A 20,614-nucleotide genomic window follows, 5' to 3' on the forward strand; every position below is an offset into this window, starting at 1 on the left:
AATTGATAAACATATTTAGTATAACTGATTATTGATGTTATGCAAAGGCATATCATATCAGGCGTGATACAATGGACAGTATGACAATCCAGGAAGTGTATCAACGATATCGCATCACGCCGGCATTGCAGCTCCATCAGTATCGTGTCGCCGCCATTGCCTCGTACCTTTCGGACAATATAAAAGCGGTCAACAAACAGAAAAAGGAGATTGTCATGGCCTGTTTGCTGCATGACATGGGGAACATCATCAAGTTCAATATGGAACTTTTTCCGGAGTTTTTCGAGCCGGAGGGAGTGGAGTATTGGCAGCAGGTGAAGGATGACTTTATAGACAAATACGGGACAGATGAACATATTGCAACTATTGAAATTGCAAAAGAAGTGCTGGGAGATATGCCTGAAAGGGAACGGATACTGGATCTCATTGATGCAATAGGATTTTCCAATGCAAAACGAAATGCCGAAAGCTCAGATTACGGCTGGAAAATCGCGGCCTATTCAGATATGCGTGTAGAACCCCAGGGTGTGACCACTCTTGAATCGCGTCTTCGTGATGGAAATAAGCGGTTCAAGCTCAATAAGCCGGGAATAAGCCGACATGATTTTTTTGTAGAGATGTCGGAATATCTTCACCGGATTCAGGCTCAACTGTTTGAGAAATTGAGTTTTACCCCCCAGAGTATTACAGAAGACACGGTCAGACCGATTATTGCAGAGATCAGAACCTTTGAGGTAGCTACTTGAGACCCGGGACAAATCTTCACATTCAGAATTTGTCAAAAGGCAATTCCGAGCTTATCTTCACCAAACTGCTGCCATTGTTCACGTATTGTTGTAGCTTTTGTGATGGTCTCATGTTCATTCCAGAAACTTCTGACTTCAATTTCGGCTGCAGCCGATTCACTTTCACTTTGAATAATAAGAGATTGTATTGCCTGCTGAAGCATAGCAGCATCCCGTCTTTCAAGAGCGGTAACCAGTTCAGAAAAAATCGATACGTCTTCGCTGAATGTAGCAAGGGTCTCGTCATGACTTACCCGTAAGTCTTCAGGCAATCCTGAAGTGTCTATGGCTTTGTAATCTTCATAAATGTCATCAAGCTCGTTGACTTTGCTTTTGAAATTGGCAACCGAATCTGGATCTGCATTTCTGAGAATTGATTCCTGAAGTGCCAGGCCGATTTGATATCCGAGAGTTTTAGAAGAGACTTCCAGGTTATTGATTTGATTCAGGTACGAAAGCAGAGCGTCTGATTCTTCCGCAAAGTCTTTAGTATCGGAAATAAGAGAAGTTGCGTCCGGCAGAAACGGTTTGACGAGGGGATTTCCCTGATACACAGTAGCAATTTTTGTATTGATGGATGTTATATTCCTGAGGGAAGTACGGCTTTGTTTGTATTGATCTCCCAGCCTTCGGTTCAGTGCGATATTCAGATCCTCTTCAGCACCCAAAACGTTGGCATTGACATCGCTTATTCGGGTCGGGTTGGTTTTCAGGAGATTGGTGGTCTCAGCCTCGGGACTCGGAGTTTTTTCATCGAGGATAGTACGTACTGATTTATATGATTTTTCCAAAGCAGTCATTTCTTTCACCTGTGCCTGTACCTGTTGCTGCAGTTCTCTTTTTGCTGCCATGCTCATCCAGATAATCCCTCCCACGGTTGCAAGAATCACAAGTATGACCGCTACGGCAATAATTACCGTCGGTCTTTTTGCTCCACCAGGGTGTGCGGGTGTTGATTGGAGAGGAGCGCTGTAAGGCGGTTCTGTAACCGGAGGATTCTGCGGTGGTGTCGGGGGCATTGATTGTGTTGTTGTTGAGGGAACTTCAGAGGCAGGTTGAGTGGGTTGATCAGTATCCATACACTCAGAATACCGTAATCCAAACCCGGTGTCAAACTTGATACTGATGCACGTACACATTATTACAACATCCTATATTATCTTTCTATGAGAAAGTAGTCTTAGTGTTGCCCAGCCAATAATAAAGCCTATCAGTGCCCCAATGGTGATATCGATGAAATAATGACAGTGCAGGTAGACACGGGAGAGAGAGATAAGGCTTGCAATCCCATAATAAAGCCATCTCCGCTTAGGATCAAAGTGTGCAAATATTATTGCTCCCGCAAAAGCACCCGAAGCGTGACCGGACGGAAAACTGAAATCTTCGGGACAAAGCGCATCAGGAATTTGGTTCGCAACCCACGGACGGTCCCTCATGACAATGTTTTTAATGACAATATTGACCAAAAAGCCGGTTGTCAGAAAACTCACGAGAAATGCAATAATAAATTCTTTATGAGTATTGTCGAATCGTTCTCTGTAGGTAAAAAAAGCGAACAGAAGGATCCAGATGACAATTGTCAATCCCTGAAGTGACAGAAAAGAAAAAAAGAAATCAAAAAAAGCATTGTGAGGGAAAAGGGAAGAAATAAAGGAAGTAATTTGCTGGTCAAATTGAGCAATAGAATGAAGCATATGTCATTGTAATCACCATACGGTAAAAAATCCAGGCTGTTTAATAATTGATTTCGTAGGAGTATAGTTTGTGTTCGCCGCCTGCTGTTTCAATAGGCTTCATTTTTTTTACGGGATACCGATAGGAGAGGAGAGAAACTGGCTTCTTGGTCTCCTGAATTAGTTCTGCAAGAGTATCAGTGACCCAGGGAGAGACATACATATAGAACAAAATATTTTGATACGGCTCAATCATCCGCTCATAATCCATTTTGAAAAGATCGCCTTGCAATACAGTAATATGATTGCGGTGAGGATGAAACCAGGACCTCATCCACATAAAAATTACCAAAAGAAAGTTGATATCTATAGCAATAAACTCTGTGTTAAGTCCCTTTTTATGCGCTTCGGTCGCGGCGGCAAAAATGACCGTTCCGCTTCCTGCGCCGAGATCAATGATAACCTGATCCTTCTTCAGGTTGAGTTTTTTAATGACAGTTGTCAAATCGCGACTGTGAGTAGGTAAAAAGGGGATGGAGGAGTATGCAGAGGAAAAAACAAAGAACACAATGCCTGCTATTACCGCAAATAGTATGACAAATTCCATGTAATTTCAGTATATCAGAGGTTTATGAAGAACAAGTAAATTGATGCGAATCAGATATGTATCATTTGAAGGTAAAAGTGGTGCCGGAGGTGGGAGTCGAACCCACACAGGCCGAGGCCTACAGGTTTTTGACCCGCCTAAAATATGTGGCGCGAGAGGGAGTCGAACCCTCACGAGGTTGCCCTCATCAGTTTTTGAGACTGACTTGTCTGCCATTCCAACATCGCGCCATATTTCGGTGGGTGCCATTCCACCACTCCGGCATATTTTCACTCGTTTGGAATTATATTATACTTCATAAATTCAGTCTACTTAAGGCAACAAAGTCGTAGCTCACAGACGAACGTGTATAGCACGGAAACACTCTCAGATCTCTCAGGTCTCAGCCTAAGCTGAAGCCGAATTGTAGGATGTCACGATCATGTATGCAAATCTCACAACAGATTGACTATAGGATAGTTTTGGGGTATACTTACGCATTAGATATGTATATATGTGAAAACAAATACGTTTTCCGTCTCCCGGATGTGCTTGCGTGAGCGGGAGGTGTCTTGATTTGGTAAGATCCTCAGAAAATGGAGGGTTTTTTTTAGAAAAAATCAAATTATAAAGCGTTCCTGTAAATGAATGCATAAGCAAAAGCTGTTTATGTTTTCCTTTTTCAGAAAGAGTGAATATCCGTGAATGCAAAAGCTTGCAAACACAATGGATACTCGCACCTTAACAACTCAGACTTACAAAATCATGTTTACTGAACCTTGGTTCAGCATCCATGTGTTTTTTCTCATATCTTTTGGAAGGCTGCAAATAGGGAACAATCTGTTTCCTGCTTGCAGCTTTTCAAGAGGAGACTGCAAAATGAACTGTCATCGTGACTGATCATTCACACAGCTCTTGAGAAAGGAACAAACAACAGAATAATAACTGAATAGCAGTACCCCTCCGGTAGGGAAGAGGTATCCGGACCGTTTGGGAATTTGGGTAATGAAATTCCCGGGGATAGGCGAACCCTATGATTCGTCTCTGAAAGAACTGTCTATCGTCAAGAACTAAGAACAATACCCTCAAGGAGGGGGTATGTCATGAACAAGTCAAGACAGAAGTTTGATGTGGGATGGCGGATCCTTTCCATCACTCTCATCGTTGCAATTGCAATGGGGTTTCTGCCGCCGGCTGGCTTCAATCAGGTTAGCGCACAGGATACGATTCAGGAAATCAATCCCGTTCCGCAGGGTATGGGTGAGATTCCGATCGTCGGCCAGCAAGTGGTGAATGCCGCTGAAACCGGTAGCGAGAATTGCTACTATACCGGTGTCTCTCCGACGGGCGGTGGTGCGGTCAACCAGAACTTCACCTGGCACGCACAGAGCAACGCCTACTACAACAACGGCGTTGCAGGTTCGCCCCTGGACCCCCCTCTCGGTTTGATTCAGGTCGCGGAGACCACGGAAGCCGGCGGCGGGACGACGTCTCGGATGTGGGTGGAAGCCCGTGTGGCCTCTGCCGGTAGTGGTGCCGATCGCATGATCCGCATTCAACTGCCTGCAGGGCAACAAACGATCGCGGAAGCTTATCCGAACGGTACGTGGCAGACTTTGCAGTGGCAGCGGAGTGGTTCTTTGTCGTACCCTCAGACGGGCCGATTGTTGGCCCAAGGGGGTTCGAACGACACCATCTGGGTTGGTTGGATTTCTGTTATTCGTTGCTATCAGGCGAATCCGCCTACGGCAACGCCAACGACCGTCCCGCCCACAGCAACGTCAACGCGCATCCCGCCGACATCGACGCCTGTTCCGACGTTCACCCCTATCCCGCCCACAAGTACCCCGATCCCGCCGACCAGCACGCCATGGCCGACCTTTACCCCCACGCGCGTTCCGCCTACGAATACCGCGACACCCATTCCCACGGCAACACCCAGTGAACCTTACCGGGAAAAGATGCCTAAATGGGGATTGGTCATCAGGAACGGCCAGGTAGAACTGCTTCCGTTCGGGCAAGCGCTCGCACTCTACGGCAAGAAGAATTATCTGGCCGCAGTGCAAAGCGGATGGAATGCAGCAGCAGCGGCAGAAGTGGCGGCCACGCCCACCGCGACACCGACTCCGATACCGATGAACCCAGTCGGCGTCACATACCCCATTCAGGGGAACGACGACGCGCAGGTCATCTGGTACAGCGATGCCAAAGTGATGGCAGGAAGCCTCGCAGTTGTGTCGCTGGGAATGTTCGCGGACGACGTCACAATCGTCGGGATCGTTGATGATCCGGTGGCCATCGTTCTCCTGGCGGCAGCCGGCGGATACGCCGTCTACGGTGTATATCAGGCGTTCTATCAGCCTGATACCTACGTCAGCGGCTTCGGCGGTGTTGTCGAATACACGGCTCAACAGTACTACGAGACGAGTAATGTCGACACCCACATCGTCGGTGCCCGGTCTGCCAACCCCATCGTCGGCGATAACGGCTTCACCGTCGCGACGTGGTACCCCAGGGTGGATTCCTATGATCCCGCTCAGCTCCGGTTCGTCCGTGAGATGAGCGTGGTGGAGGTGAATCCCGCGGGCGCCACGGCAGTGATGGAAGCCGTCTTTTCCGACGGTATGCGGTACTTTGCCTACTACGCAAGTAGCGGCGAGAACCGCACGGAGTTCGCATCGTGGCAACTGGCATACGACTCAGTGCTCCAGCGCACTGTTGATCCCGGCTTTGCTCTGTCCGGACCGGAGGCCAACTGGTACTTCGGTATCCGGCATTACGAGTCGCCCGGGATCATGTCTGCCGTGAGTGCTTCGGAGATTCGCACCAAGGGTGACGGCCAAAGCAACGGCTCGATCGAACTTTGGGCGGGTGTCGACCAGGACACCATGATGGCGACGGTCGGCGGTGTGTATATCTCGTCGTCCTTCGTCAATTACATCGCTTTCAAAGTTCCCGTCCAGGTCGGACCGGGGCAAGGCCTCTCCAGACTTGGTCAATCGCAGTACTACTACAACCGCAATGCAGTTGAATGGGGAGCTGCATGGCGGATGACCCGGACAATCGGGCACCACAAAAAGCCCGAGAGTGAATCCCTGACCATTGGAGAGGGCCTGGCCAAGTGGGAGGGGACGAAGGTCAAGTACGGACTGACGATCCAGGTCGCGGTCCTGTACACTCCGTGGTAACGTAAGTCTGAGTAACTAGCCTGAGAGGGCCGGCAACCGCCGGCCCTCTTAGAGAACTTTTGCTATGGTATCTGGCCATCTTCATGAAGATGGAAATATACTATAATAATAAGGTTTAGAAACACATTCATTTATGACAGAATCAACAGAATCATCACGAGTCGCAGAAACACTTCTTTTCCAAAACGAGCAGGATTGGCAGGGGAGGACAGTAATCAATCTCAGCGGGTATAACAGCTGGCAGGTTGAAGCGTTGGGAATCAGAAAATGGATACAGCCTATTCCTGCAGAACGTATGGTTCTTTTTCCTGATATCTCTCCAACGGAAACCGGACTTATTGTCCCGACGGGCGTGATGGCTGATTTTGATATGGCAAAAGTTCCCGAATGGAGAAAGTTTATCCGGGGTGCCGATATCGGATGTGGTATGCAGATGAGTACATTACCGCTTAAAGAAGAGGAATTTGTGAAAAATCAGAAAGCTCTCGATGAACTTTATGAACGCTTAGGACGTGAAGGGCTTCTTCAATGCTTCAGAGGAAATCATTTCATTAACTTTGCAAAAGATATTGACACGGGAAATATGCAGGTACTGGTACATACGGGTTCCTATGGTGATGCACAAAAGAAACTTTCAGCACTGGTTGATCATCCGGAACAGTATGATGCAGAGTATAAACGCACGATTGAATCAGGAAGAGATACCAGAAACAGAATTATGCATGTAATCGGGAAAGTGTACGGAGAGGGAGAATCATTTGATACGGTTCACAATACGGTTGAAATGAATGAAAAAACCGGAATTGCCCGTGTATATAAAGGTGTTGTAGCAGTCAAAAAGGAAGGGGAACGTCAGGTTTTACCCAGTTCATTAAACGGGATAATGGTCGTATATAACACAGGGAAAAAAGCGGAAGAAATCGGAGGAACATCACACGGCACAGGACGGGCTGTCAGCAGATCGGCAATCCGAAGAACTATAGATGAAATACGGGAACAATACCACGAAAAAGAACAGGACGGCAGAATTGATCCGAAGCAATTGCATATTATGACCCCGAGCGGTCTCCGCTGGCCGGTAACGGAGATAGATACCGCTTATCATTCTATTGACAGGTCATTAGATCTTATGGAAGGAAGCGGGCTTATGAAACATGTTGATCAGCAGTTCCTTCAGCCTATAGCAGGTATAAAAAGTGGTTCGGAAGAGTGATCACTTTTTTCTTTGATATCCAAGCTGCATTCGTGAACCGATGTCTCTCATACGTTCAGAAAGCAAAGCAGCAATACGCATACAATTTTCTCTTCCGTATTTTTTTTCAAGAAAGACCGCCGGATTTTCAGAGCCTGAGCCGGAAGTTTCCTTTTCCTTGGCAATTCGCTCACCAAGCTGTATTAAGTCACTCCATTCGGTGAGTGGTTGAGCGTTTACACCGCTCTTTTTTACAGAACCTTTCATCAATTCTGCAATATATTCTCCTAAAACAATATCAGAAACGGCAGGAGCTCCAAAATGTAATGTTGGGACATCATCTTTAAAGCTGGCCACCGCAATATCGCTAATCCAATTCGGATCTTTCACAAGGGATAGTAATGTAACTGTCATCGGTTCAGATGGTATTCTCTCTGTAGTTGGGGAAAGCGAATCAAGAACTGATTGCATATGTTTACCTGCATTCGTTCGTAACGTGATATCTGGTCTTCCGATTTGTTCCAGTGCTGATTTCAGTAATAGGGGTGTAGTCACACCGAGTGTCGTGCCTAGCTGGAGAGTATCATCCACGACGGCCAGATTGCCCGAACTGTTTTTTAATCGTTCAGCCAGAAAATCTACTGTTTCAAGAGCCTGCTTATCATGTTTTAACCATACTGCATATTGAGTAATATGCTCGTGATGGGGGAATTGGGGATTTCCTTTTATATCAAAAATGTCTAATGCAGCTTTAGGGTGATCTGTATGAAATCGATTATGAAATCTGCGGTCAATAACGGTTCTAAATTCTGTTCCCGTCGGAACATGAAGTCTTTGGAGTGCTGAATTAAGTGTCTGAAATGCTATCGGACCTGATCTTTCAAGCAGTAGGAATGATTGCGGCTGCGGAGATATTGGCTCTAATGTTTGTGGATTTACAAAAAATCGAAGAGAGTTGTTCACTCCGGATTCTATGGAGTGTTGAATAGTATCAGGGATCACAAAAGGCGGTAAGTCCTGAACGGATTCAGTTTCTGTTCGTGAAGGCTGAAGGGGAGTATTTTCAAGTTCTGTCATATGGTCATATTATACAGTGTAAAAAGTGTGCGGATTTTTCTCATAGTCGATAATTATTTTTGGAATACATTGATTTTTTTATGACATAAGTGTATATTTTTAACTGAAACAACGCTTTTTCTTATAAATTTGCACATTTTACCTCATTTATAATTTAATTTTTATTTATGCAAAAAAACAAGACTATGTAAAAGTCTCGTCGTATGAGGGCCGTAAGGGAGAAGTCAAGAAAGTTGTTCTTCTGTATTCAGGCGGACTTGACACATCAGTGATGCTCAAATGGATTCAGGAAGAATATAATGCCGAAGTTGTGGCTCTTACTATTGATATCGGTCAACAGGCAGATGATCTTGAGGAAATCAGGAAAAAGCCCTGAAACTGGGTGCAGTGAAAGCCTTGGTTATTGATGCAAAAGATGAATTTGCCAATGAATATATCGCAAAAGGCATCAAGGCAAATGCCTCCTATCAGGGAGATTACCATCTCTCAACACCGATCGGACGTCCTCTTCTTGCAAAATGGGCAGTAAAAATCGCAGCGGCAGAAGGAGCTGACACGATAGCTCACGGATGTACCGGAAAGGGGAATGATCAGGTACGTATTGAAGGAGTTGCATTAGCACTGAATCCCGATGTGAAAATCATTGCTCCTGTCCGTGAATGGGGGATGGGACGTGACGAAGAGCTGGAATACGCAAAAACACAATATTCCGGTGAAACAAACAGCGGCAAAGCCGTATTCATATGATGACAATATGTGGGGAGTAACCGGTGAAGGCGGTGAGATAGAAAATCCTGGACTTATTCCGCCCTTGGCTGACATTCTGCAGGTTTCAACACTTCCGGAAAATGCAGTCGACAAACCGGAATTTGTCGAATTGGAATTTCTAGTTAATCCCGATCAAAGCCTTTGCAATATATAAAAAGAGAAGAAAAAGGAAAGAGATTATAAGTTTAGTAAATCCGATGAAGTATTGATTCAGTATTCAAAAAACAACTATGCTACTATTTGTATGAATCTTGGGTATTTTTTGGTTTGATCAAGTATTCAGACTACTTCAGGACATTTTTCATATCAATGAGTCTTCCGATACGGGCTCTCAGATCTCCGTGCTGCTTGAATACATATTGCATCAGATTACGATCGGCGATCATGATGTGCTCAGGTAACTGAAGAATAACAGATCCGTTCCGACTGCTAGTACATGCTGTAAGAGTCATGACATCTCTCCCATACGGTGATAGTTCCATCCACAACTGAAGCATATTACTATCATCAGTTCGAATACCAAGACCGAGATTTGTAGGCTTTGCGAGAGCATCATGCGTGCGTCTGACCGGTCCGACATCTCCGAACCGCTGCGATACATCGGTAATATCTCGTGATGAGATTGCGCGATAACCTCCGTAGGCATTCATTTCGATCCGTTCTCCTGACGGTGCTTTGAATTCACAGTACACACCGGGATCCATACCCATTTCAACCATTTCTAGATTTTTTTGTGCAAATCGCTCATCTTTTTGTGCCACCTTTCGATCACGAAGTGTAAATAAGCTGTCCGGACGGGAAAATATTTCGGTTGCCTGATCGGCAGTCCGAATGATTTCCTGTGCATGTGCGGGCAGATATATACCTCCTGCCGGATCATCAAGAATTTGTGCATACACATAACTGAATTCAATTAATGTTTCCGTAAGGCCTTGACCTTCTGCTCTTACCTGTTCATTCGGTCGTAGATGTTCAGCCATAGAAAAAGAGAAAAGAATAATGAGTGGATATTATACACATACAATATGTATAAATCAAACCTGAAGATAATCTCTTTCTGTGTATATTCCGGTTATTCCAATCCCAATACTTTTCTTCCGTTTACTGTGGCAATTTTCACCAATTCATCAAGATCCATGAAACGGTTTCCGATTGCCATAAGTTTGAGTTCACTCCACATATCGCCGTCCGTGAAGGGGAGCATGTAGTCGGCGATATTGTCAGATCCGATCGCGACGGTGATACCGTGTTTTACCAACTCGTCAACAGGGGTGAGTGCGTTGTGAAAAGGCTGAAGATCTTCATGACGCGGAGCATCAATCCAGGCTGTAGGACAGCCGATCATCATGACCTGTGCTTCTCTCAACTTTGCATATACGTTTTTACGATACTCCTTCGGATGGGCAGCAAGGGATATAGAGTGCACGGCAACAACCTTTCCCTGCATTCCGTGTTCGATCGTTTTTTCAGCTAACAGTTCGGTTTCTTTGTCCGACTGAGTGTTGAACTGATCGACATGTACATGAACCATTTTGCCGTGCTTTTTTGCCGTTTCAAGAAGGATATCCATATGTTCAGAGCCTTTTCCGTGATCACGTTCGTCCCGTTTGGGCAATCCGCCCACGATATCAACGTATTCCATAGCGCGGTCAAACCATTTTCTTGCCTCCGGTTCGATCACTCCTTTTAAAACCTGATTGATAAGAACGACTGAAATCTGGTCTTTGTACTGTTCTTTTGCGCGGACTGCCGCTTTTGCCGCACGGTCTTCCGCGACGGGATCAATATCAATAAATGATCCGACAGCTGTCACTCCCTGACTGATCATCAGTTCAAGAGCCATCGAAATTCGTCGGTAATATTCTTCTTCTGATGCGTTTTTGACCACATCAACCAGATCCCATTTTTCTTCAAGCGTATGTTTTCGATAAATATCAAGACTTTCAGGGGTGATGGTAAAAGCCCGATCGATATGAGCATGAGAGTTTACCCAGCCGCCGTTTTTCTTAATTTCTTCGATGAGAAGGTGCTGAAAGTTCCATTGTGGTGCCTGTTGTGACATAGTAGGTTTTGAATAAATAACATTGTCATCCCGACCGTTAGTGGAGGGATCCCTCATGATCAAAAGGGATTTCTCGACTTCGCTCGAAATGACAGCTCTAAACTGATAATCGCTTTTCAAGCGTGTGGATCAGGGTTGATACTGCTTTTTCGTTTTTTCCGCCACGCGGGATGATGATATCCGCAAATTCCTTGGTTGGCTCCACGAATTTTTCGTGCATCGGACGGGCAGTTGCGATATATTGAGCATAGACGGAATCAAGCGTACGCCCGCGTTCTTCAATATCCCTCTTGGCGCGACGCAAAATCCGGATATCCGCCGGTACGTCTACGTAAATTTTCAGGTTTATAAGGTCACGGAGGAGGGGATTATCAAAAATAAGAATACCCTCAATAAGAATAAGCGGAGCAGGAGAGACAGGTGTTGTTATATCTGTTTTTCTGGTATGTTGGGTAAAATCGTACTCAGGCACTTCAATAGTATTTCCTTTTTGTAGATCCTGAAGATGAGATATAAAGAGTTCGGTTTCCAGTGCATCAGGATGATCATAGTTTGTTTTGACACGCTCTTCCATTGATTTAGCTGACTGATCTTTGTAGTACCGGTCATGGGGAATATATACCGCTCGAGTTTTGAAATGTTCGTAGATTTTTTCGGCGATTGTGGTCTTTCCGGAACCCGTTCCTCCGGCAATTCCGAGAATTAGCTTGTTGTGCATATTTTTCTTATATTATATGAAAATTTAGGTAAAATGGAGAAAATTTATATAAATATTGCTTATTTTTTCAAAAAATGGTATAATATTTCCTAATTTATAGTAAATAGTATGAATAATACTATATTAGCATATTTCAAATAGAATTAATATGCATCACGCAGAACATGGTCATCAACCCGTTGAAGTTTCAGCAAACTATCAACAGGCTCTTGAAGGAATGATTGCCTATCAGGAGAAGGGTGTGACTGTTTTTCGCGGAGGTCCTCTTGATCTTCGTCACCATGGCATTGAAGATGCATGGTTGACTCCTATTATTGTTTCTGACAATGATAGCCACACAAGTTTTCATGCAATTCAAATAAACGGAAGCATTGGTGAGATGCAGGGGTCAGATTTCGAACTGAACGTGGCAAGTGATATTAAACTTAAGTTAGGTGATGTTGACTCTCCTCAGGTCGCGGAATTGAATAGAGTGCTTACAGAAGCCGGAGACGGGAGACCGCGTACTATCATAAGACCGAGTATTGCCGGAAATATTGCATATCCCGTGATTTCTACACCAGCAACACTTGCTGAACCTCATTTATTGTTAGAACGGGCTCAAAAAGCAGCGGGAATATTCGGATCCCGATTGGTTGCCGACAATTGTGATATTTATCATTTAGAGCAGGAGGTTTTCGTACCTGCTATGTCGACGGGTGATCTCACTATGGGGAAAGTACGACAGGTAAATGCATCTTTCGGAGACGTTTTTGTTTATCCGGTGCATGTAAACGGGGGAGATCCCTGGAAATACTACGAAGTAATATCCGCTACACCGCTTGAAGATATCAGCAGAAAAGGTCCGATGACGATCCGTGTTGACTCAGGATGTGATATCGGACAGTGCTATCATGACGGAGGATGTGATTGCCGAGCCCAACTGCACGATGCACTTATTGAAGCACAGAATACTGACGGACTGATTATTCACATCCCTTCGCAGGATGGAAGGGGATACGGCATGGCAGCAAAAATGGCTACTGAAGGCGGTAAACGAGGGATTGATGTCGGCTACAATGCCGGAAAGCCGCCGATGGATACGATAAAAGCAGCAACAGAACTACTTGGACCTAATTACGATATCCGGACATACGAGAGCGTCGGACAGATGCTTATGACACTGGGATTTTCACGCGTAACACTCCTTACTGACAGTCGCAAAAAACTTACCGCTTTGGAAAAGGCAGGGTTGGAGGTAATCCGAAAACCGACCAATACACAAAACGGCAATCATCATGCACACGATCACGTTCAGGCAAAACACTCAACACCTGATTATTTTGCAGATTAACTTATGATAGAAACACAAATTGATACAATTGAAAGACAAAACGCACAGGCACTTTATGAGATGCAACAGCATTTCCAGAAAATGGATGCCGGATTCGGTATCGTTTCAGATATTGATGAAACGGTCGTTGATACCGTCGGACGACATGTAATGTTTGTCTCACGGGGAGCGAAACTTGCAGGTTTTCAGGGAACTTTGCCGACTCTTGAAGAAATTAAAGCAGCAGGCGGCACAGCAGAGTATGCACGCGTGTTCGGCATGTCGGCCGATGAATGGGAAGAGATTATGAAACGGGTGCGTGAACGACAATTCGTCAACGAGAAAGCAAATCTGTATCATCCTAAGACTGTTAAGACACTCCTGAACGGGGGAGAACTGCTGGGATTTGTCACTGCAAAGCCCGGTACGGAACGCACCCTGGCTGCGACCCAACGAGATCTTACTCAGCGTTTGGGTTTTCCTGAAAGACCGGTAATTCTCAGACCGAATTCAGTTCCCCTTTCACAAACAGAGTGGAAAATAGAAACGCTTTGCGCCATTAAAGGCATTTCACCGAAGGGTATTGTGCTTGTCGATGACAGTCTCAGTACTGCACGTGCAATTGCAGCGCACAATCAGGAGGCAGGGAAGTTAGATATTATGCAGATTCTATATAAAGGACCGCTGACAGTCCCTGCACTTGAATCCGGTAAATTCATTCCTGATGAATCACTCGGGATTTATGCTGCCGATTGGGATGAAATGCCCGAAGTATTTGATAGAATAAGAGAACAATGTCACCTTACCCAAAACTAGTCATTATTGGCTACACCAACATTGACATCAATATTACCCCAAAATCTCAGAGTACCTTGCCCGGCGGTGCAGCATATTTTGTCGCATGTGCCGCGTCAATTCTCACTTCAAATGTCGGACTTGTGACCCGAATCGGTTATGATTTTGATCCTGAATTTTTACTGTCCCGTGTCGTAAAAGACGGCGTTCATATCATCCCCGACAAAGAAACGGCAAAATCCATTCAGACGTATTTCTCATTGAATGATCCGACGGATCGTGATGTGGTTTTGAAAAAAGGTGTCGCTCAGGATCTCAACCCGAATGATATCCCGGAAGGGTGGATTGAAAATGCCGAGATCATTCATGTTGCTACAATGCCGCCTGAGTACCAGAAAGTGTTCATCGAATATGTGAAAGAAAACAAAGGTGAACACACACTGCTGTCTACAGATACCGAACTTTCATTTGTAAAGAATCCCCGGATGAAAAAACAAATAATCAAAAACATGCAGTATCCTGATATGGTTTTCGTAAATCGACTGGAATATGAACTGTTGAAAGATGAAATGAAGCATATTGAGCATGTGATCGTGAAACTTGATAAAGACGGTGCCGTGTATCTGCATCAGGGGAAAGAGGAGTGCCGCGTAACTACAAAAAATACTGAAGCTGTGGATTCCACCGGAGCGGGAGATATTTTTGCCGGGACATTCCTGGCGTCACGTGTCAACGGAGATACTATTGAAACAGCACTTCAGAAAGGCGCAGACGAAGCAACTCATTCCATTGAGCAGGAAGGAATTATGCACTTATTCGAAGAATAATCGGATTGTTTTTCGGTATTCTTCAACAACCTCATGTGATTTTTCTGCGAAGTCTTCTGCAGGTGATGCAAAAATAACACTCCGTGAAGCGTTGACGACAAACCGATCTTTGTTCGGAAAAAGCTTTAGATCTTCGATATTTCCTCCTTGCGCACCCAATCCCGCGGCAAGAAAAAACTGATCATCAGGTGAAAGTTCGATGATTCGTTTCAATATATCAGGGTAGGTGAGAGGCCCTTCGACGAGAATGTTGCCAACTTTGTCCCAGCTCCCGACTACCATTTTTGTGAGATATTCATACAGTTTTTCACCAGACTGCAATGTGACATCCTGCAGGTCTCCTGCTGACGGATTGGAGTCATGACAGAGGACAAATACCGCTTTATCTTTATAATTCAAAAAGGGTTCAATCGTATCAAACCCAAACCACGGAGTCACGGTTGTGGCATCAAAAAGAAACTCATCAAACAGTTCTTTCGCGGCCAGTTCAGCTGTCCGCTTCATCTCACTTCGCTTGGAATCAACAATAATCTTTATTTCCGGATAGTTTTTTTTGATATATTCATTGGTTCTTTTAAGAGCTATAAGACCGTCTATCCCATATCCCGCATAGCAGACCATGTTCAGCTTATAAACAGGCGTAATATCCGCCGTCGCATCAATGATTTCTTTATTGAACTGAAAAACGGCATCAGCGAGTGAACTATCTTTTTTGACGGACTCAGGAAGTTTCTCATAGTCCGAGTCCAATCCGACGCAAATATTGGATTGTTTTTTTGCTATTTGTTCAGATAATTGAGTTTTGAAGATCATAGAGTAATCTTACCATTTCCCGTCCGGATGTACAGTGAAAAATACATACTCAGGCAAGTCCTGACGTTGTACGGGAAGACCGGGAAGTGAAAAATATTCACAGCGAATTCCTGAATTGTCACCGTTTGAGCTTTGCCAGTTTGATCCCGGCTTGATGACCACCGAAGAGAGGTGATACAACGGATCATAATGATGTGTGATCAGTGTGAGATACATTTCGCCGAGGCTCACCGGTAGAGTAGAGGTGACTGCAAACGGGTGTTCGGCAGAATCCCCCTGAACGGGACGCAAAAACTGCGATACGGCTTTCCGTACGCTGCCGTTTTGGGGCATATGAATCTCGGGACCGTCGGGATCGACTTCATAGAATTCTTCTTTATTGATATGTATCCCGAGTAAATCATAGTGGTCAGTGCAGCAGGGTCTTTGTCCTGGTCTCCATTGTACCGCACCCCGTGAATCAGCAATGACAAAACCGTTTCCCGATACTTCAATGCAATGCCTCACTGCATCAAGAAGCTGATCTCCATGAGCTGCAAGAGAAGGGTCAAAGAGAGTAGTGAAGGGCATGTCCTGATCAATATGTACAGGCCGAGGCCCGTGATTTATGACATGTCCGATAAAGGTATTATCACCATTGTTGTGGAGTCCGGTCATATTTAAACCGATCTGTGCAAACCGGCTGCGGACACTGAAAAGGGGAAGCTGTGAAAGACAGGGGTTTTCACCTTGAAGTAAAATACTTGCCGATTTGCCCGGATTTGTTGAAAACGGTTCAAGAAGTGTCTCCTCACAAACGACAAGATCGTGCTCACCGTAACGGTATCCGGATTCCTGACGTGCCTGTAGTAATTGCTCAATGCGGGTCATCTTTCACTCTTATTATACCTCAGACTGAACTCAAAAAATAGTAATTTTCTGCAGCGCCTTTGTTGCTTTTTTCGCTATAATAGCTATATCCATGGCTGAAGATACATATTCAAATAAACAGGTAGCACGACTTCTTCGAAACATTGCAGCAGCATATACTCTTATAGGAGACCCCACTTCAAAAGACGGGAAAGTTTCCCGCTTCCGCATTATTGCTTACGAAAAAGCGGCAGATGCCATCGAACACCTTTCACGTGAGATTCGTGACATCTGGCAGGAAGGGAAGCTCTACAAAGTGCCGGGTATCGGTCCCGGTATCGGATCGGCGCTCGAAGAATTTTTTGAAAAAGGGGAATCATCTCATTTTAATCAGGTGCTGAAAGGAATACCGCCATCCGTTTTTAAGCTGATGGATGTGCCCGGTATTGGCCCCAAGAAAGCATTCCGCTTGATGATGCAGTTTGGGATAACTGATGAAGAAACCGTGATCGGTGATCTTCGAAATATTGCAAAAACCGGACAGATAGCAGAACTTGAAGGTTTCGGTCAAAAATCTCAGGACGATATTATTGAAGCACTGGACGTGTATGAAAGACGCGATAGGAGAGAGGAGCGCATGCCGTTGCCGTATGCATTTGAAGTTTCTGAAGAAATCTCAAAACATCTTGCAGAACTGAAAGAAGTACAGCAGATAGATTTATTGGGATCTTTGCGCCGACGGGTATCAACAATCGGCGATATTGATATTTCAGTTATGGCGGAGATAGATGACTCGAAAAAAATAGTGGATCATTTTCTTAAGTATCCGGGTAAACGATCTATTGAAGGAGCAGGTGATCGCAAAGCCTCAATCCTTGCGGCGGGCAATGTCCGTATGGATCTTCGTGTGCAGGAAAAGGAAAGTTACGGTTCTATGCTTCAGTATTTTACGGGAAGTAAAGCTCACAATATCAGACTTCGCGAGTATGCATTGAAAAAGGGATATTCCTTGTCCGAATACGGTTTGAAGGCTGCCCGCGGTACGAAATTGGAAGCAAAAGGCGAAGGAGTCACCAAGTCAAAACATCCGGACGGAGAAGAAATTTTGACGTTTGAAACGGAACAATCGTTATATGAATTCCTGGGGCTTCAGTACATTCCGCCTGAGATGCGGGAGGACACTGGAGAGATTGAACAAGCTAAATCGAAGCAACTTCCTTCAATCATAGAATTGGATGATATTAAAGGTGATTTCCATATACACGGCTCGTATGATCTCAAGCCTTCGCATGATCTGGGTATAAACGGTTACGATGAACTGGTAGAGAAAGGTGTCTCACTGGGATATTCGTACATCGGTTTTGCCGACCACAATCCGAAACAAAGCGGCTTGTCATCCGAAGAAATAAGTACTATTATGAAAGACCGAAAAGAACACATAGATCAAATTCTTTCATCATCAAAAATACCATATTTTATCGGACTGGAAGTGGATATTCTGCCTTCAGGAGAAATCGCACTTCCTGAAAAGGCATTTGAATATGTGGACTACCTGATCGTTTCAGTACATAGTTCGTTTAGGATGCCGACTGAGGAGATGACTGCCCGCGTGCTTAAGGCACTTTCGTATCCGAAAGTACGTATCTTCGGTCATCCGACAGGACGTCTTCTCGGTTCTCGAGAAGGGATCGACGTCAACTGGGATCAGGTATTCCGACATGTAGTTGAACATGATATCGCACTTGAAATCAATGCCGGTCCTTCAAGGCTTGATCTGCCCGATACTCTTGTCAGAGAAGCACAAGAAATGGGTGCCAAATTTATTATTGACACCGATGCGCATGCTGCATCAAACATGGATTGGATGAAATACGGTGTGTATGTAGCGCGTCGGGGTTGGCTTTCACCTACCCGAGTAGTGAATACATGGCCGTATGAAAAGTTTAAAAAGTGGATCATGTCATGATCAGATTTATTCACATCTCAGACACTCATATCGGTCCTTCAAAAGACTTTACATTACAGGGAGTACAGACTTTTCACCCGTTTGAAAAAGTACTTGAGGCGATTTCTTCTTTGCCTTTTACACCTGATTTTATCGTTCATACGGGAGATATAGCTGCCGATCCGGATGAAAAATCATATGCCTTGTTTCAATCAACGGTTCAGAATATGTCGATTCCTTTTTATTATGTGGCGGGAAATCATGATGACAATGTGATGGTCAGAACGTTTTTGAACATGGGTGAAAAGACAGATCTGATGGCAAATAGAGTCGTGTATCATTTTGAGAAAAACGGACAAAGCTTTCTGGTACTGGACGGCCGGGGAGCCAGGGAAATCGATCCTCACGGAACGATTTCTGATGAACAGATTGAGATTATTGAAAAGGAATTGTCAAAGGATCAGCCGATAACGGTTTTTATTCATTTTCCGCTTCTGCCGATGGATTGTCCGTGGATCGATCGCGATATGCTCCTTTTTGAAGGGGACCGGTTACATCAGCTTTTTGCGAAATACAAAGACAGGATTAACGGTGTTTTTTTCGGGCATGTGCATCGGGGAACAACTGTCCTAAAAGACGGAGTAAGGTATAGTTCGGTGGCCAGTACGTGTCTGCAGTTCGGTTTATTGCCCGGACAAGAGAAGCCGACTTTTGAAGATCACAAGAGGGGATATTTTAATGTGGTGACTATTGATGACGGGAAGATGATTGTGAGAGAAGAGAGTGTGCAATTGTAATACAGATTTGTGATGTCATCCCGGGCTTGACCGCGATCCAGCTGTATACGCTTGTAATCGAAAATTTGTTCAGAAGTGAACTCGCCGATTTTTGTCAGCTTGAACATCCACTTCATTCACAAATTTTGGATACTTCGCTACATCGATAGATTTACCGCGCACCTCCCAAGTCGCAAAAAAATCGCAGAACTCGCGCATTTCAGTCAGTTAGAAATCCAGCCTAAGAGATATCAAAAACTATTAATTTCGTGGTATGATGTAACCAAATATGGCAAATCTTTCAGTTAGTCTCGCCGGAATTTCTCTTCAAAATCCCACCATACTAGCCTCAGGAATTATGGGAGTAAGCGCTTCGTCATTGAAATTTGTAGAAGAACACGGTGCTGGAGCTGTGACGATGAAATCAATCGGGCCGACTGACCGAACGGGCCATAAAAATCCGACAGTGTATTCGTGGGGAGAGGGGATTACGAATGCCGTAGGGCTTTCCAATCCCGGAGCAGAGGAAGGCGCAGCGCACCTTGAAGAAATGAAAAAAATTCTTCATATCCCGGTTATCGCGAGTTGTTTTGCCGATACGGTCGATAATATTGCTAAAGTGGCTGAAAAACTTTTAGAAAAAGAGCCGTTAGCACTTGAATTAAATCTATCCTGTCCGAATACTGAGGATGATTTCGGTTGTATGTTTGCAATGGATCCTCGTGTCACTGAACGGGCGGTTACACTTGTGAAAAAAACCAGCGGCAAGACGAAAATTTTTGTGAAACTTTCACCTGATGCTTCGAATATTGTTACTGTCGCAAAAGCGGCGGAAGCTGCAGGAGCAGACGGAATTACAGCCATTAATACGCTGTCCGGGCTTATTATTGATATCCATACTAAGCGACCGATTTTGAAAAATACATTCGGCGGTTTGTCGGGTCCAGCGATCAGACCGGTAGGTGTTCGGGCGGTTTACAATCTGTATGAAGCCGTTAAAATTCCGATTATCGGGACGGGAGGCATTAATACTGGTGAGGATGCGATAGAGTACATTATGGCCGGAGCAACGGCCGTCGGGATCGGTTCGGGAGTGTATTACCGGGGTATTGATGTTTTCGGAAAAGTGACTGAGGAGATGGAGAATTTTATGGATCAGAACGGTTATAAATCGTTGGAGGAGATGAGAGGGATTGCACATAAATGTTAGGGCACGTTGTTGTGTTCCAGATTCCGCCCTCGCTTTAT

Annotated in this window: 18 protein-coding genes, 1 tRNA gene and 1 pseudogene; 10 read left to right on the forward strand and 10 right to left on the reverse strand. The window is 44.9% G+C overall.

Annotated features, from left to right (window positions below; genetic code table 11):
* Window positions 1-80 precede the first annotated feature (80 nt).
* On the forward strand, window positions 81-746 hold the full coding sequence (locus tag IPM65_04150; GenBank protein ID QQS43327.1) for an HD domain-containing protein: 666 nt from the start codon (window positions 81-83) through the stop codon (window positions 744-746).
* Between the two features lie 32 nt (window positions 747-778).
* Here the strand turns inward: IPM65_04150 and IPM65_04155 are convergent, their stop codons facing one another.
* From IPM65_04155 to IPM65_04170, 4 genes are all read right to left on the reverse strand, one after another.
* Complete coding sequence (locus tag IPM65_04155) at window positions 779-1,864, reverse strand: hypothetical protein (protein QQS43328.1); 1,086 nt, start codon at window positions 1,862-1,864, stop codon at window positions 779-781.
* A gap of 72 nt (window positions 1,865-1,936) precedes the next feature.
* Window positions 1,937-2,479 carry a phosphatase PAP2 family protein gene (locus IPM65_04160; GenBank protein ID QQS43329.1) on the reverse strand — a complete coding sequence of 181 codons (543 nt, stop codon included), beginning with the start codon at window positions 2,477-2,479 and terminating at the stop codon, window positions 1,937-1,939.
* 40 nt (window positions 2,480-2,519) lie between these two features.
* Window positions 2,520-3,065: a hypothetical protein gene (locus IPM65_04165; protein QQS43330.1), complete on the reverse strand. Its 546-nt coding sequence runs from the start codon at window positions 3,063-3,065 to the stop codon at window positions 2,520-2,522.
* Between the two features lie 147 nt (window positions 3,066-3,212).
* A tRNA-Leu gene (locus IPM65_04170) sits at window positions 3,213-3,295 on the reverse strand.
* Window positions 3,296-4,147: 852 nt separating this feature from the next.
* Here IPM65_04170 and IPM65_04175 point away from each other — a divergent pair.
* Together IPM65_04175 and IPM65_04180 are read left to right on the forward strand one after the other, a co-directional pair.
* Window positions 4,148-6,232: a hypothetical protein gene (locus IPM65_04175; protein QQS43331.1), complete on the forward strand. Its 2,085-nt coding sequence runs from the start codon at window positions 4,148-4,150 to the stop codon at window positions 6,230-6,232.
* 133 nt (window positions 6,233-6,365) lie between these two features.
* On the forward strand, window positions 6,366-7,445 hold the full coding sequence (locus tag IPM65_04180; GenBank protein QQS43332.1) for an RtcB family protein: 1,080 nt from the start codon (window positions 6,366-6,368) through the stop codon (window positions 7,443-7,445).
* Here IPM65_04180 and IPM65_04185 read toward each other — a convergent pair whose 3' ends face one another.
* Window positions 7,446-8,501, reverse strand: a complete 1,056-nt coding sequence (locus IPM65_04185; GenBank protein QQS43333.1) for a hypothetical protein — start codon at window positions 8,499-8,501, stop codon at window positions 7,446-7,448.
* Between the two features lie 271 nt (window positions 8,502-8,772).
* Between IPM65_04185 and IPM65_04190 the strand changes: the two are divergent.
* Window positions 8,773-9,423, forward strand: a pseudogene (locus tag IPM65_04190) (argininosuccinate synthase).
* A gap of 130 nt (window positions 9,424-9,553) precedes the next feature.
* Here the strand turns inward: IPM65_04190 and IPM65_04195 are convergent.
* The 3 genes from IPM65_04195 to udk all read right to left on the reverse strand — a co-directional run bounded on the left by IPM65_04195 (window position 9,554) and on the right by udk (window position 12,049).
* Window positions 9,554-10,249, reverse strand: a complete 696-nt coding sequence (locus IPM65_04195) for a hypothetical protein (GenBank protein ID QQS43334.1) — start codon at window positions 10,247-10,249, stop codon at window positions 9,554-9,556.
* A gap of 92 nt (window positions 10,250-10,341) precedes the next feature.
* Window positions 10,342-11,331 (reverse strand): amidohydrolase family protein, encoded by a 990-nt coding sequence (locus IPM65_04200; protein QQS44717.1) that lies wholly within the window; start codon window positions 11,329-11,331, stop codon window positions 10,342-10,344.
* Between the two features lie 97 nt (window positions 11,332-11,428).
* On the reverse strand, window positions 11,429-12,049 hold the full coding sequence (udk, locus tag IPM65_04205; protein ID QQS43335.1) for a uridine kinase: 621 nt from the start codon (window positions 12,047-12,049) through the stop codon (window positions 11,429-11,431).
* A 148-nt stretch (window positions 12,050-12,197) separates the two neighbouring features.
* Here udk and IPM65_04210 point away from each other — a divergent pair, with 148 nt between their 5' ends.
* Genes IPM65_04210 through IPM65_04220 form a run of 3 tightly spaced genes read left to right on the forward strand, consistent with a single transcriptional unit; the run spans window position 12,198 to window position 14,983 of the window.
* Complete coding sequence (locus IPM65_04210) at window positions 12,198-13,382, forward strand: hypothetical protein (GenBank protein QQS43336.1); 1,185 nt, start codon at window positions 12,198-12,200, stop codon at window positions 13,380-13,382.
* Between the two features lie 3 nt (window positions 13,383-13,385).
* The gene (locus tag IPM65_04215; protein QQS43337.1) at window positions 13,386-14,177 is read left to right on the forward strand and encodes a hypothetical protein; all 792 of its coding nucleotides are present in this window, start codon (window positions 13,386-13,388) and stop codon (window positions 14,175-14,177) included.
* Entirely contained in the window at window positions 14,156-14,983 is an 828-nt protein-coding gene (locus tag IPM65_04220; protein QQS43338.1) for a carbohydrate kinase family protein, read from the forward strand. The genes IPM65_04215 and IPM65_04220 overlap by 22 nt, the downstream gene beginning before the upstream one ends.
* On the opposite strand, the gene pyrF is transcribed toward IPM65_04220, so the two are convergent.
* The gene (pyrF, locus tag IPM65_04225) at window positions 14,969-15,796 is read right to left on the reverse strand and encodes an orotidine-5'-phosphate decarboxylase (GenBank protein ID QQS43339.1); all 828 of its coding nucleotides are present in this window, start codon (window positions 15,794-15,796) and stop codon (window positions 14,969-14,971) included. The genes IPM65_04220 and pyrF overlap by 15 nt on opposite strands.
* A gap of 9 nt (window positions 15,797-15,805) precedes the next feature.
* Window positions 15,806-16,666: a hypothetical protein gene (locus IPM65_04230; GenBank protein QQS43340.1), complete on the reverse strand. Its 861-nt coding sequence runs from the start codon at window positions 16,664-16,666 to the stop codon at window positions 15,806-15,808.
* 91 nt (window positions 16,667-16,757) lie between these two features.
* On the opposite strand from IPM65_04230, the gene IPM65_04235 reads away from it, so the two are divergent.
* The 3 genes from IPM65_04235 (at window position 16,758) to IPM65_04245 (ending at window position 20,576) form a co-directional block, all read left to right on the forward strand.
* Window positions 16,758-18,611 (forward strand): hypothetical protein, encoded by a 1,854-nt coding sequence (locus IPM65_04235; protein QQS43341.1) that lies wholly within the window; start codon window positions 16,758-16,760, stop codon window positions 18,609-18,611.
* Window positions 18,608-19,387 carry a metallophosphoesterase gene (locus IPM65_04240; protein QQS43342.1) on the forward strand — a complete coding sequence of 260 codons (780 nt, stop codon included), beginning with the start codon at window positions 18,608-18,610 and terminating at the stop codon, window positions 19,385-19,387. The genes IPM65_04235 and IPM65_04240 overlap by 4 nt, the downstream gene beginning before the upstream one ends.
* Window positions 19,388-19,655: 268 nt before the next feature.
* Window positions 19,656-20,576 carry a dihydroorotate dehydrogenase gene (locus IPM65_04245; protein QQS43343.1) on the forward strand — a complete coding sequence of 307 codons (921 nt, stop codon included), beginning with the start codon at window positions 19,656-19,658 and terminating at the stop codon, window positions 20,574-20,576.
* Window positions 20,577-20,614: the final 38 nt, after the last annotated feature.

The sequence above is a fragment of the Candidatus Roizmanbacteria bacterium genome (assembly GCA_016700135.1).
Classification (GTDB): domain Bacteria; phylum Patescibacteriota; class Microgenomatia; order UBA1406; family GWC2-37-13; genus UBA1450.